10 protein-coding genes are annotated in these 14,128 nt (G+C 66.0%); 5 read left to right on the forward strand and 5 right to left on the reverse strand.

Annotated features, from left to right (window positions below):
• Positions 1-50: 50 nt before the first annotated feature.
• Both ACQPYH_RS20005 and ACQPYH_RS20010 read right to left on the reverse strand, forming a co-directional pair.
• Positions 51-1,784, reverse strand: coding sequence for a GAF domain-containing sensor histidine kinase (locus ACQPYH_RS20005; protein WP_432893391.1), 1,734 nt, complete (start codon positions 1,782-1,784; stop codon positions 51-53).
• A gap of 19 nt (positions 1,785-1,803) precedes the next feature.
• On the reverse strand, positions 1,804-2,253 hold the full coding sequence (locus tag ACQPYH_RS20010; protein WP_432893394.1) for a pyridoxamine 5'-phosphate oxidase family protein: 450 nt from the start codon (positions 2,251-2,253) through the stop codon (positions 1,804-1,806).
• 439 nt (positions 2,254-2,692) lie between these two features.
• On the opposite strand from ACQPYH_RS20010, the gene ACQPYH_RS20015 reads away from it, so the two are divergent.
• Together ACQPYH_RS20015 and ACQPYH_RS20020 are read left to right on the forward strand one after the other, a co-directional pair.
• Entirely contained in the window at positions 2,693-3,202 is a 510-nt protein-coding gene (locus tag ACQPYH_RS20015; protein ID WP_432893397.1) for a Pycsar system effector family protein, read from the forward strand.
• 447 nt (positions 3,203-3,649) lie between these two features.
• Complete coding sequence (locus ACQPYH_RS20020; RefSeq protein WP_432893400.1) at positions 3,650-5,221, forward strand: hypothetical protein; 1,572 nt, start codon at positions 3,650-3,652, stop codon at positions 5,219-5,221.
• Positions 5,222-5,712: 491 nt separating this feature from the next.
• Here ACQPYH_RS20020 and ACQPYH_RS20025 read toward each other — a convergent pair whose 3' ends face one another.
• The gene (locus tag ACQPYH_RS20025) at positions 5,713-7,005 is read right to left on the reverse strand and encodes a hypothetical protein (RefSeq protein WP_432893403.1); all 1,293 of its coding nucleotides are present in this window, start codon (positions 7,003-7,005) and stop codon (positions 5,713-5,715) included.
• Positions 7,006-7,349: 344 nt separating this feature from the next.
• Here ACQPYH_RS20025 and ACQPYH_RS20030 point away from each other — a divergent pair, with 344 nt between their 5' ends.
• Positions 7,350-8,657, forward strand: a complete 1,308-nt coding sequence (locus ACQPYH_RS20030) for an alpha-L-fucosidase (protein WP_432894435.1) — start codon at positions 7,350-7,352, stop codon at positions 8,655-8,657.
• On the opposite strand, the gene ACQPYH_RS20035 is transcribed toward ACQPYH_RS20030, so the two are convergent.
• Positions 8,617-9,345, reverse strand: coding sequence for a class I SAM-dependent methyltransferase (locus ACQPYH_RS20035; protein WP_432893404.1), 729 nt, complete (start codon positions 9,343-9,345; stop codon positions 8,617-8,619). The two genes, ACQPYH_RS20030 and ACQPYH_RS20035, sit on opposite strands and share 41 nt — an antisense overlap.
• Positions 9,346-9,456: 111 nt before the next feature.
• On the opposite strand from ACQPYH_RS20035, the gene ACQPYH_RS20040 reads away from it, so the two are divergent.
• Positions 9,457-9,840 (forward strand): hypothetical protein, encoded by a 384-nt coding sequence (locus ACQPYH_RS20040; protein ID WP_432893407.1) that lies wholly within the window; start codon positions 9,457-9,459, stop codon positions 9,838-9,840.
• Complete coding sequence (locus ACQPYH_RS20045) at positions 9,837-10,769, forward strand: hypothetical protein (RefSeq protein WP_432893409.1); 933 nt, start codon at positions 9,837-9,839, stop codon at positions 10,767-10,769. Before ACQPYH_RS20040 ends, ACQPYH_RS20045 begins: the two co-directional genes overlap by 4 nt.
• On the opposite strand, the gene ACQPYH_RS20050 is transcribed toward ACQPYH_RS20045, so the two are convergent.
• Entirely contained in the window at positions 10,754-14,113 is a 3,360-nt protein-coding gene (locus ACQPYH_RS20050; protein ID WP_432893411.1) for a CHAT domain-containing protein, read from the reverse strand. The two genes, ACQPYH_RS20045 and ACQPYH_RS20050, sit on opposite strands and share 16 nt — an antisense overlap.
• Positions 14,114-14,128 lie beyond the last annotated feature (15 nt).

Genomic DNA, 14,128 nt, shown 5'->3' on the forward strand with positions numbered 1-14,128 from the left:
CGGTGGGAGGTGAGTCGCGCTGCGGTCAAGAGTCCCAACCTGGGAGGCCGTTAGTCAGTTGGTGCGGTGAGCTCCACGACCGTGCCGTACGGCTGGTTGTCGGCGATGCGGACGGTGCCGCCGAGTGCCTGGGCGCGCTCGGTCAGGTTGCGCAGGCCGCTCCTGCGGGTGCGGGCGCCGATGCCGGTGCCGTCGTCGGAGATGCGGGCAACGACTCCTCCGGCCTGGACTGTGATCTCGACGGTCACCTGTGATGCCTTGGCGTGCCGGACGACATTGGACAGGGACTCCCGGACGGTGGCGAGGATCTGTGGTCGCACGGGGGCCGGTACGACGGTGTCGATCGGGCCGGTGCAGATCAGCTTGGGCCGGAAGCCGAGTGGCTCGGAGTACTCCGCAACGAGCGCTTGCACGTCGCCGCGGAGCGAGCTGGAGTCGGGCGGCTGCTGGAGCTCGAAGATCGCGGCCCGGAGATCGTGGATCGTGGCGTCGATGTCCTCGACCGCGCGGCTGAGTCGTTGCTGATGCTCGGGCCGGACGAGTCGCTGCATGCCCTGGAGTTGCAGCCCGGTGGCGAAAAGGCGCTGGATGACCAGGTCGTGCAGGTCGCGAGCGATCCGGTCGCGGTCCTCGAGTACGGCGAGCATGTCGCGATCGCGTTGCGCCTGCGCGCGCTCGAGGGCGAGCGTGGCCTGACCGGCGAACATCCGCACCAGGTCGGCGCCATCGGCAACGTTTGCGCCTTGCCCGACGGCGACGGCGAGGAGGCCGCCGGTGCCGGTGTTGCCGGGCGGCAGGGGAGCCATCGTTGTCCGGGCGAGCGTGACGCCTTCGGGGAACTCGGACAGCCCGCCGGCGTCCTTCAGGAACTGCGCGAGGTCCTCGATAACGATCTGCTCGCCGGTGCCTGACGTGGCGCGGCCGATCACCGGCAGATCGGCGGGGATGCGGCGCCCGACGTACCGGGCGAACCGCGGTGGCCCCTCGACGGCTCGCACGACCAGCTCCTCGCCGTCAGCCAGCAGTACGGCGGCGACCTGGGCACCCGAGACCTCGCGCGAGCGCTTCGCGATCAGTTGCAGCGCTTGGTCGGTGTCGAAGTCGCCGAGCATCAACTGGGTGATCTCCGCAGTGACCTCGTGCCAGCGCCGGCGTTGCTCGGTATCGGCGTACAGGCGGGCGTTGTCGATCACGACGCCCGCTGCGGCAGCCAGGGCGGTGACGACGCGCTCGTCGTCCTCGGTGAAATCCGCGCCGCCGGTCTTCTCGGTCAGGTACAGGTTGCCGAAGGCGTGTTCGCGGGTGCGGATCGGGACGCCGAGGAAGCTCTTCATCGGCGGGTGGTTGGCGGGGAAGCCGTACGACCTGGGGTGCTCGGCGAGGTCGTGCATCCTGATCGGCTCGGGGTGCTCGATCAGGAGACCGAGGGTGCCGTGGCCCTCGGGGTACGGACCGATCGCGGCGATCTCCTCGTCGGACACGCCGTGGGTGATGAAGCGGACGAGCCGCTTGCCGTCGGGGCCGACGACACCGAGAGCGCCGTACCGGGACCCCGCGAGCTCGCAGGCCGCGGTGACGATGCGGTCCAGGGTGCTGTTCAGGTCGAGGTCCGCGCCGATACCGACGACCGCGTCGAGGAGGGCACGCAGCCGCTCCTGGTACTCCATGATGTCGTCGACGCGCCCGAGCAACTCCTGCAGCAGGGCATCAAGGCGTACCCGGGACAGCCCGGCGTACTCCAAGGCCCCCTCGTCCCAGCTACCGCGCCCAGACCCCTCGGCCACGGGGCAAGCCTACGCATCGTCACCGGTTGTGGGAACTGGGACGCTGAGCCCAAGGCAGCAGCCGGCGCCCCTGCACAGACTCGATTCCGAGCCGGACGAGCTGCGGGTCGTCCATCGGCAGCCACGAGTGCAACGGCAGCCTGCGGCGCAGCTCAGCGCTCTCTTCGGTGGTGACGACCGACAAGTGCCCGATGGCTGTGACTGTCCAACCCAGATGACGCTCCATGTCCACGTCGTCGGCCTCGAACGCGACGACATCACCCCGCTCAGCCGCCCGGAACTTGTCGCCCTCACCGGTGCTGAACACGATCGTGTCGTCGTCGAGCACGAAGTTGACCAACCGAACCGCGGGCAGACCGGCGTACGTGTAGATCAGCCGGCCGAGCGGGACCGACCCGAGCAACCGCAGACAATCCGCGGCGCCGAGAATCTCCAGCCGGGACCTGTCGAACTGTTGCACCGTGCTCATGGCGCGCCTCCAGACAGCGGACACAACCGTCCACCCGTCCACAGTCACCTGACGACGCCCCGCGCCACTAGGGCCGAAAGTCCTCGACTGCCGGTGCAAGTCGCGCCGGGCCGGCTACGAGCCAATTTCTGTCAGCAGTTGACTCCTCGCCATCTTCGCAGGCGACTATTCCACCCACGGTGTCTTATGCAAGATAAATTTGCACATACGCTCATTGTGGGAGCAACCGCCCTGCCAGTCGACGGCGCTCGTATGTCCTGCAGAGTAGGTGAGTTGCGCTTCCGTGCGGCGTGGCTACAGGGGAATACAACCCCGTGCTTGGACTTGGCAGATGACCAAACGTTTGAGCTGATCGTTTGAGGGTGAATGGTCTCTCATAGAGGGCCGATGTACTCGCAGATCGCGCATGTGCGCAGTATGTTGGACCGTGGGGGCGGCTATGGCAACAAGTGGACAACTGGATGGGTTCACGGCAGCGCCTGAATCCATCGCCAGTCTTTGGCAGGTACTGCAAACAGTCAACGACTGGATCAAGTTCGCCGACGCCAAGGCAGGAGCCGTTTTGGCAGGCGACGGCGTCCTGATCGCTGTGGTCGCCCAGTCGTCAGACGACGTCACTGCTCTACTTCTTCCGGCACTCGTGGTGGCTGTCTTGAGCGGCCTCCTGGCGCTGTGGGCCGTCGTGCCGCGCCTCGGGCTGGTCTATCCAGCTTCGCCGTTCTATTTCAATCACGTCGCCTCGCAATGTGAGGACGCCAAGGCGTACCGGGAGTGGATCCTCCCAACTCTGCGTGATCCCGCCGCCCTGGAGCAGACACTGTCGGATCAGATCTGGGCGATGTCGAGAGTCGCCCGAGTCAAATACAGGTGGGTGCGCTTCGCCACCTGGCTCCTCGGTTTGGCATCCTGCTGCATCATCATCGCGACCCTCGTGGAACTTCTCCGATGAGCCTGGCGTCGGGTCGCAGACCCGCCTGAGGCAGCCGGGCGGCCTGCTCGATCGACAGGCTGCTGGCACGACGACTGAGACACGCAAACCTCACGTCTGTAGGTCAGGCCTTGTCGTTGTCCAACGTCGCGGCGCCGGCAAGCCGTGCACGGACCCGAAGAAGGGCCCGGAGAACAGCCTTGGGCAGGGAGGATCTCCCTCGCGCATGGGCTCTCGACAGTTCTGGTGCGGTGGTGCCATGCTCGGGGCGGGGATGGGGGAACGGGGATGGGGCTGCGGGTGTTGGCTGGTGCGTTGGCGGCCTGTGTGTTGGCTGCTTCCTGTACGGCGCGACCGGCGGATGAGACTGAGGGCTCGGAGCCGGAGTCGGGGACAGCTTCGGTTGTGGCGACGGGGAAAGCGACGAGCGTTGTGTCTGTGTCAGTTGGGCCGGCACGCGGGAACACGTTGAAATCAAGACAGTTCGAGGTAGCCGCGCCGGCGGGTGTCAGTACCTCGGACACGACCTTGGCCGGTACGCCGATCCCCGGACGGATTCAACTTGTCCGCGGGGTTTCGCTGGACGACGGTATCGACCTCCGGCTCGGGACTGGGCAGCCGCTGAAGCCGATGGTCCTCAAGTACACGTTCGCGATCCCCCTGCCCGCTGCGTCGATCGCGACGATCGTGCGCGGCGATCCGAGTCGGGTACCCGTCGTACCGGTGAAGAGCGCGCTGTCGGCCGACCGGATGACGCTCACCGCTTCGATCACGCACCTGAGTTGGTACTCGGTGGTTGTCGAGGCGATCGAGCCGGCCGTCGCCGGCTTCCTCGGAGTGCGTGGCGAGGCGCCTCACTGTGGCGGCAAGCGGCCCGATTGGGCGACCGACATCATCTATATCTCGCAGAAGGGCGATCCGCCGATCCTGGTCTGTTCGGGCCGGGACTCCAAGAACCCGCAGGTTCTGGTGGTCAAGCTGACGAACAACCGCGGAACTGGTATGGCCATCACCTCGTCGGTGAAGTGGAAGAAGCAGACGTCGGGCGGTGCGGGCGGAGTGCTGGCGACCGCGGGGGAGTGGATGTCCAAGCTCTCTGACCCGGCGGCAGACCGGACTGTGTTTCTGATGCCGGGGCAGCAAGTCGAGTTCGACTACGACAAGCCTGCCAGCGGAACGACGATCGCTCTGCAGGGCGTCGTCAGTACCTCCGCGCTCGCGTACGGCGTGGCATGGCAAGCACTTGAGGAGGTCCCGTTCAGCAAGCAGGTCCGGACGATCGCGGCGGCCGCCTTCCTGACCGTGTGTTTCAACGACGCGATCGCGGACCCGCTGTTCCGGGCCAAGGCGATCGACGTCGCGACCACCATTGCGTCCGTCGTGAAATGCGGGATCACCCACTACAACGACATCGTGACTGTCCTGCGCTCAAGGCTGTCATCTGGCGACTGGGCGAAGATCAGCCAGCCTCTGTATCGGGCGGGCTCCTTGGTGTTCCGCCGCTTGAATGCCTACCTGACCCTCGCGTCCGTGGCGTTCACGCTGGCCGACGCGATCGCTGACGTACTCCAGGATCCGAATGCGCGGCGGATCACGATCTTCACACGAGTCGACAGGCCGAGCATTGCCCGGTTCACAGGCGATTGGCGGGTGCATGGTTACCAGTTGACGATCTCTCGCAACGGGACCGGCCGTGAAAACTGGAACTCGGGCCCGTGCAATTTCGACATCAATACCGGCGGTCCTTCGGTGATGTGTACGACGTACACGACTGTCCGATTCACCGCCTCGAGCGACGGCAAAGTTCTGACAGGCAAGATCCTGACGCTCAGCAAGCGGGGTTCGGACGGCTCGTCGTGGCCGTTGGATGACCCAGGCGCAAGGGTCGGCGACACGTTCGAGTTGCGACCGGCGGGCCAAGGGTTGCTGATCCGCAAGGAGGTCGTATCTGGTATTTCGGCCGCCGACCGAGAGGCCAGCAATCCATATCTGTGCAGCGTCGACCACCCTCCCGCCAACACTGATGTGTGCGGGGCATAGCGCCGAGCTCGTCGGCGGACCGGCGACCGTAGCGCCGCGGTCAGCGCTACAGTCCGGTCGAGTTCGGTTGCTGCGCCTGAGTTGGTAGGCGGTCCAGGTCGGATCAGGACAGGCTTGTGATTTCCCAGATTCGGTGCCAGGGGATTGCTCTTGAGGGCGGGACTGGCTTCCTCAGGTAGCCGGTGATTTCCACACAACCCTCGTCTTGGATATCTACCTTCCATCCTTCGGCCGCGCTGAATTTCTCACTCGCGCCCGGGCCGGGCTGACCGTCGTCACGCGTGTAGGTGACGATGGCGCCTAGACGATAGCTGTATGCCATTGGGTGCTCCAGCCCTTCGATATGTGTCATGGCATCGCCGGAACGAAACTCCCCGTTGCTGGCGTTGCCCCCTTAACCGGGCATATCGGGCAGAACCGCCGGCGCGTTTCATTTCGCACCGAAGGTTCTTTCTAACCCTTGTGCGGCCCGCGATGGCAATCACCAACCTCTATGCGCCCCTGTCGTCGGATTCGCGTGGCGGCGGGGGTGATTGTCGGGCCGACCCCAGATGCGCGGACAGATAGTACGTGTAGAGCAGGACGGTGTCGGCTGCTTCGTCGAGCTCGTCCCGCAGGAAGGTGAGCGATTCGCCGAACTCGCGATGAGAGCTCTGCGGCACGGAGATCGAGAAGTACAAGGCGGCCAGGGCGCCAAGCACTCCGGTAAGTCGCACCAGCGGCTCGGTCACCATGATCGATGCCCCGAACAGATCATCCTCGTACAGCGGTCGTAGGTCGCCGATATCTACTTCGAGCAGCGAAGCAGTCGCGCGCGCATCCGCCACGAACACGCCGAAGACGATCAGGGCGGCGGTGGTGGCCAGTCCGACCAGTGACACCCGCAGTACGGCGGTGCTCATCAGCATCAGATGCGTATTCCGACGAACTACTATCGGCAACGTCGCTTCATAGCGATCGAGCCCGTTGGCGACGGATCGGCCTAGTGGTGACCCTTTCACGGTGGCCTCCCGGTCCGCGTCCGCGTGGCTCGCGATCTCGAGGATCGCCTTTCGCTCCGAGCGCGTGCGGACCAGAAGAACAAGGGAAGCGACGAGCAGGAGCAGGCCCAGGACGATCCAGTACCGCAGTCCTTCGATGCGGCCGAACAGCCGCCATGCGTCATCGGTGACGAACACGATAAGCAGCGACGGAAAGAGTAGCGGCATCTCGCGTGCCGCTATGCCAGAGCTCGACATGAAGCCCTGCCCGAGCCTCCGTACGAGGTGGATCAGCAGCGAGATCCCGCTGCCGACCCCCATCATGAACAGCATGGTTGCGGATGCGAAGGCGATCGTCACGGCGAAGCCGCCGAAGATTGCTGTGTACCTGCTCTGGACCAGCACGATGCCGGTGATGAAGAGCGAAACGGCGCCGGGAATCAAGAGACGGAAGGCCCGGGCCTTCCACGAACGATCCTTGGTTCTCCCCAGAAAGTGGTTGGTATCGACAGACTCCGGCCTCTGTCGGGACAGGTGAAGTGCAAAGGCTTGAATACAGAGGAATATGAACTGCAGAGCAAGCATCCAACGGAAGTACTGGGATGCGAAGATGGCGACGGGTATGAAGATGGCCAACGATGCGACACTGCAGGCGACGAGGAGTTGACGGGCCTGCTGGGGATACCGTCGGTCGTAGCCGAGGGCGAAAGCCGGCAAGCCGCGCCGGCGAAAGAGGCGCTCCGCCGATGCCAGATCGCCGAGCGAGGTGCCGTACGGATCTCGCAACGGTTCGTCGCTGTCCATCTGATTCCCCCGTCCGCGCAGAGAGCGGAAGTTCAGGACGCGCGCGTTCCACCCCACTGGCTACGCCGCCGAAGAACGCTCCGGCAGTCGCACGTCAACCTTCAACACTCCTCTACGGCCCAGTCACCGTCAAGGAAGCAAATGCTTGACAAGGCTGGTGTCAGCGCACAAACATCAGCCCCGCCGGCTGGCTCGGCTTGAGGGTCAGGCGTGCGTGATGGCTCGCGTTCGCTGGTTCGCTGGTTTGCAGGTCCTCTACTCCTCGCACTGAGAAGGGCTCTTGTCTGATGCAGGTCAAGGTTGAGTCGTCTGATGGGCCGGACGAGTTGCGGCGTAAGGCCTCGATGGTTTGGCCTTCGGGGCGGCAAGTTGCTTGGCAGGGGCAGGAGTTGACGGCGTTCGTTCATTTTGGGCCGAATACTTTTACCGGGTTGGAGTGGGGGACTGGGGTTGATGATCCGGGGGTTTTTGCGCCGGAGGAGTTGGATTGCTCGCAGTGGGTGGGGGCGTTGCGCGCGGCGGGGTTCAAGAGTGTGATATTGACGGCTAAGCATCATGATGGGTTTTGTCTTTGGCCTAGCCGGTATGTGGCGCATACGGTTGCCGCTAGCCCCTATCGGGGAGACGTTGTTGCCGAGTTGTCGGTGGCGTGTCAGGCCGCGGGGCTTGGGTTCGGGGTTTATTTGTCGCCGGCGGATCTTTATCAGGAGAAGGCGGCCGGCGGGTACTACGGGAACGGTAGTGCGGTGGTGCCGTCGACGATCGGACCGGACGATGGTCCGTTGCGTTACGACGTGGACGACTACAACCGGTATTACCTCAACCAGCTGTACGAGTTGTTGACGGAGTACGGGCCGATTGCCGAGGTCTGGTTGGATGGGGCTAATCCGACTAGTAGTGCGCAGACGTATGACTACGAAGCGTGGTTCGATCTGATTCGGCGGTTGGCTCCGGAGGCGACTATCGCGATCGGTGGGCCGGACGCGCGGTGGGTGGGGAACGAGGACGGGTTCGCGCGGGAGACCGAGTGGAGTGTCATACCGTTCGCTGACGGTCGGATGGTTGCTGCGGAGACGGACGTAGATGTCGCTGGTCCCGAGCAGTTGCGGAAGGCGGATGAGCTCCGGTGGTATCCGGCTGAGGTCGACGTGTCCATCCGGCCGGGGTGGTTCTACCACGCTGCTGAGGATGCGGCGGTGAAGTCCGTCGCGGAGTTGCTCGACATCTATCGGAAGTCAGTCGGGCGGAACGCCGTACTGCTGCTGAATGTCCCGCCGGACCGCCGTGGACTGTTCGCCCAACCGGACGTCGAACGGCTGGCGGAGTTCGGCAACGCGGTGCGGGAGTACTACGACACCGACTTGGTGCTGCCGGCAACCATTAACGTGATCGACGTTCGCGAGAACATCGAAGACGGTCAGCAAGTCGAGTCATTCGCTGTGGACGCACTGATCGACGGTTCCTGGACCCAGGTCGCGGAAGGTACGACGGTCGGCCATCGCCGGCTGCTTCCACTTCAAGAGCCGATCACGCCGACCGACGTACGAGTCCGAGTGCTAGAGGCACGGGCAGACGTGAGCGTCAGTCTGTCCGTCCACTACGACCCGACGATCACTGGCGGCGGGCGAGATGGACGTCGATCTGGCCGTTGATTTCAACGGTTTCGGGGAGGACCTCGAGGGTTCGGCGGAAGACCTCGTCCCGGTCGGCGGGTGCGAGGAGCACGTACGCCGACACTGTTGAGAGGTGCCCGACATAGTCGTGGGCGCTCATCGTCAGGCGCCGTTCGATCACGACCTGCCGGACATCGCTGAACCACTCGGACTGCTGGAGCTCCGTACCGGGCCACTGCATCGAGAGTTCCGCGGATGTGCCGTCGGGCGACGGGACGCCGTCGTCCCCCAGGTACGGCGCACGTGCGGCACGCGCGGCCTCGTCGAGGTCCGGGTCGGCCAGCCCGATGGGTACGCCGAACGAGGTGAACACACCACCAGGCCGGACAAGCGCGGCCATGCGCTCCCACCGGCCTTCAGGTTTTGTCCAGTGGAGCGCCGCGGCCGAATACACCAGGTCGTACGACGAATCCAGCGGCAGATCTTCGAAGGCGGCCTGCACGGTCATGACGCTGCTAGGTAGATGCTTCCGCAGCTCCGCCAGCATCGCCGCATCAGGCTCGGTCGCCGTAACCGCGATCCCGCCCTCCACGAACAGCCGCGTCGCCTTACCCGTCCCGGCCCCAATCTCGAGCGCCGTCCGGATCGGCCCACCGGCGTACGCCGTCACCAGCTCGAGGAGTTCCACCGGATACCCAGGCCGAAACCGCTCGTAAGCCTCCGCCACAGCCCCAAAACTCAACCCACGCACAACCATGCCGAGATCCTGGCACCTTCTACGACCCAATGCTCGTCAATTTCCCCGCAGAAGAGCGGCTTGGGCACCATAATGCCCGGCATGGGGTATGGGATTTTGCTGGATCGGGATGATGCGGACGATGGCGTGCCGCGGCTCGAGTTGCCGGATGGGGTTGCGGTGCTGGATGCTGCGGTCGCGCTGGAGGAGTTGTTCGGCTCCGACCCGGCTCTCGAGCAGGTGGCGGTGGTGGTCGGGTCGGCGGTTGTGGGTGGGACGAGCCGGGCGCATGTGCTGATGTCGGGCGAGCAGGAGCGGGCTGTTGGCGATGGCGACGGGGCAACCCTGCCCGGGTATTCGTCGCAGTACGAGCTGCTGTCGTTCGTCTGCGGGGTGTGCGGGCGGGTGACGTACCGGTTGCACCTGGATCCGCGGGAAGTTCCGGTGTGCGCGGGCGGGCATGGGCCATTGGAAAGGGTCCGATGAAGCTCGACGCGGCGGCGAAGCCGTTGGGCGAGGTGTTCGGCGGGCGGTTCGTGCTCGTGAACTACCTGCCGTTCTACGGGGCGGCGTTGTTCGTCCTGGTGCTGATCTGGGCGGGGGCGCCGGGTCCCCTGAGGTTCGGCCGCGCGTGGTCGACGGCGGGTGCGCTAGGGCTGGGCGAGGTGCTGCTGTTGACGGTTGCGCTGACGCTGCTCGGGGCCGTTACCCAGCCTTTGCAGTTGGGGCTCGTTCGGCTGGTCGAGGGGTACTGGCCGCGGTGGCTGGAGCGGCTCGCGAAGCCGTTGCGGGAGCGGCATGAGAGGAAGCGTGAGGAGCTGGACGGCGCGGCCTCGTTGCCGGCGGACGCAGCTTCGCTCAAACAGGCTGAGCTGAACCGGATCGGGTTGGCCGGGACCAAGTTGCGGCAGCGGTACCCGGCCGCGGACGCCGTACGGGCGACGGTGTTCGGGAACGCGCTGGCTGCGGCGGAGGCATCGGCCGGGGCGCGCTTCGGCTGGGATGCGGTAGTGGCATGGCCGCGGCTGTATCCGGTGCTCGGCGATCGGATGCGCGAGATCGTCGACGACCGCCGGAACACGGTGGACTTCACTGTGCGGCTGTGCGCGGTCTTCCTTTTCACTGGCGTGGTCAGCGTGGTCTTGTTGATCGCGTCGGGATGGTGGCTCTTTCTCGCTCTGTTGCCGATCGCGATCGGAGTGTTGGCGTACCGCGCTGCCGTCGAGGCGGCCGTCGCGTACGGCGAAGCAGTGGACGCGGCCTTCGATCTGCACCGCTTCGACCTGCTGAAGGCGCTCCACCTGCCGTTACCGGTCAATCAGGTAACGGAGCAGCAGTTGGCGAACGACCTGTGTGCGTCCTGGCGCCAGCGCGCAGGAAGCTCAACGCCGTACGACCATCAAGCCCCGAAATGAACGTGCGACGCCCACCGAGCCGGATCGTCCGGGTAACGGCGACGCAGCTTGCCGACGGCAGCGTGCAAAGCTGATGCGCCATCGGTGTCCGGTACTGCGTCGTACACGTCCGCGACGAGCTCGACCGACGCTGCGTCGCTGACCGGCCAGATCGTCCCGATCACCTGTGGACAGCCGCCGAGGAACAACGCACCTGCCAGGTGGAGCGACTCATCGGGCACGCTCGCATCGCCACGTGCCGTCTCACACGCCGACAGGAATGCGAATTGCGGCGCAGAACCGGTCCGAATGAGATCGAGCAGGCCGAGGTCCCCATCAGCAAGGATCAGCCGACCGTCACCCGGCACTGCGGCGTCCTGCTGACCGTGGCAGGCGAAATGCAAGACATCGGCCGGCGGCAGCTTCGCAAGAACCTCCTCGCGCGTCGCGGCCGGCCCGGCGAGCACTTCTGCTCCCGGCAGCCGACCACGGGCGACCGCGAGCTCGCGCTCGGCGTGCGGAAGGTCCGGCAGCGTCGGGGTCTGCGGCATCCCTACGATCACAGCGGATTGCCATGGGCGCTCCGGCTGGCGCCGAGCCGCGATCAGCGCAGTGACTGTTGGTGTGTACGACGAGATCACGCGCTCCGGTACATCGCCGGCCGCGTGGAGTGGGAGTGACATCGTCGGCCCGGTCAGGCACCACCAGACGCGGGCCTGGCTGTCCAGCGACAGGGCGTCGAGCGTCGGCTGCGCGACGGTTGTCCACAGCCAGTCGCAAACCTCCTTTACGACGACCCGTGACGTGAGCCGGCCAGGCTCGGCGGCTGCACGGTTGAACTCCTGAGCATGCCTGACGACATCGGCCAGGTCGGTCGCCAGCGGTACGACGCTGAGTCCGTCGGACGTCACCGCCAGGGCGTCGCACCGGTAGCGGCTCACGTTGATCACGACGACGGGTCCTCCAGCGGCCGCGTCGCTCAGTTCGCCGTACTGCGGGGCCGCTCGCGTCATCGCCTCGTCCCACCGGCGCGCAAGCTCCCGGCGCCGTGGGCCGGACGAGTCGTCCGTCGACTCCATCAGGTTGTTCAGCTCGCGATGGATGTCCGCGAGGTCGGGGTCCGACTCCGGAGTCGTCAACAGCACGCCGCGACTGGCCTCCAACAGTTCGATCGCCAATTCGGGCCGGCCAACCGCGAGCGCCGCGGACGCCGCCTGCGAGGGCAACCCTGCAACCTCGGCAAGCACTCGTCGGCGCTCGCGGTGTTCGAGACCTCGCCAGACCAGCTCCGGCAGGAGCCCGACTGTCGCAGCGAAGCCCTCGAGCGCGGTCGGCCAGTCATCCAGCTCGGCCGCGACTTCGCCCCACACCCTCCCCGCCCGCGCGCGGACGAGCGCCGGAGCGTTGCGGTCGGCAACAATTTCCCGGTTGAGCTCGATCGATCCACGGCCTGCGCCCACGTCGGCCCGGGTGCGGAACTCGCGCACCCGGACGTTGGCCAGACCAACCAGGTACCGGTGCCGGACCGGATCGTCCGGCCTCGCTGCGTCCAACGCGTCCAGGCAGACCCGGCCGGCGCGCGCGAGATCGTCCAGGTCAGCCGTCGCGTCGTACCGAGTCAGAAGAGCAGTGGCCAGCAGACTCGAGTACCGCGGACGGCTGGAGTGGTCCTGCGGCAGACCGGCCACGGACTCCTCTGCGGCGACGATGGCCCGATCCAGTTCGCCACCGTCAAAGGTCGGGCGCGTCGCACCGAATTCTTGGCCCCAGCGATCCATGTCCTGCCGGCCGCGCAGGTACGCCGACACGTAGTTGTGCAGATACCGCGGTCGATCAGGGTGCCCGGCCGGTACCGCGTCCACGGCCTGGCGCGCCAGCGACATGGCCTCGAAGATGATCCGGTGATCGCCGGCGTGCTCGAAGTACTTGCCCAGCGAGAGGCTGTAGTTCGTCAGCCGCCGCGCCCGCGCCGGACCGTCGTCGTCCGCCTCGATCGACTCCGCCCCGAACGTGAGGGCCTCTGCCAGGTCCGAAGTTTCGCCGAACAGCGCGAAGCGGTACTGGTACGTCAGACCGAGATCCGCGACGACGTCGGCGCGGCGTGCATCGTCGCCTGCGAGAAGATCGAGTGCGGCGCGGTGGACATCGATAGCCAGATCGAGGTCTTCGGGGTCACGCCGCAAGTCGTACCGTCTGAGCAAGGTTGCCGCGAGATTGACCAGCGGACCGGTCTGCTGGTCGGGGGTCGTGTCGCGGATCGCGTCGTACCCGGTCCGGACGGCTGCATCGAGCCCGGCCGCGTCGTGGGTCGCCAGCGCATGTTCGCGCACCGCGAGGCTGAGCCCGTCGAGGTAGACCGAGCGTGCCGGATCATCGGGTGCAACGGTCTCGCAGGCCTCGGTCAACGCGGCGACGCTCTCCCGGAGATCGTCGACGTCGGACTGTGATCGGCCGCGGAACATCAGCGCAGTGCCGGTCACGTTGAGGGCCGCTACCCGCAGCGCCACGTTGTCTCCGGCGAGAGCCTCGGCCGTTCGTCCGGCCTCGATTGCGGCGTTCAGGTCGCCACCGTCGCCGAACTGCTCGAAGCGGGTGCGCAGGGTGAGCCCGATGTTCATGGCCAAGGCGCTCCGCATTTCCGGATCAGGCGCGATGGCGGCGGCCTCGTAGAACAGTTCGATGGCGAGGTCGAGCGCTAATCGCGAGGCGCGGGAATCCTGCGCGAGGATGATCGCCACCGCGCTGGCGATCGATGCGCCGCTACCGGGCTCGAGGTCGCCGAAGAGGGTGTCCAAGCTCTGCACCAGACCGGCGGCCGACTCCTCGACGCCGTGCTCGGCGGCGTACGGCAGAAGCTCCTCAGCCAACTGAGCCGGCCATTCGTCGAGATCGGGTACGCCGTCGAGCTCCGGCGCACCGTCATGATCCAGCAGGTCGCCATCTCTGCTATCCCGGCTCGCACTCTCAGAATCCGCCGTATCGTCCCCGTCCGGTGGTACGTCGCCGTCCGCGCGGGCGATGATCTCCGGATCCAACCCGTCAAGGGCATTCGGGTCAGCGCGCCGCGCCAACCCGAAGAACTCCATCGCTACGCCGCGCTCGACCTCGTCCGTGCTGAGGACGTGCCAGCACCAGTAGTACCTGCCGATCTCGACCGCAAGCTCCGCGTCCACGTGCGAAACCGCCGAGTCGGGCAGGTGCCACTCGGTCCGAAGTACGTGGTCCATCGCGCCCCGTACTCCGGCCTCCGAAGCCAGCAGCTCGGTCGGATCACCTGTCCGTTCGTAGCGCGACAGCACCCCTCGGATGAACCGCAGCGCGCGGCCGCGACTGGCCTTCGGCCCACGCCCCCAGATCCCACCCACAAGAGGAATTATGTG

It is taken from the genome of Kribbella sp. CA-245084 (genome assembly GCF_050942355.1).
Classification (GTDB): domain Bacteria; phylum Actinomycetota; class Actinomycetes; order Propionibacteriales; family Kribbellaceae; genus Kribbella.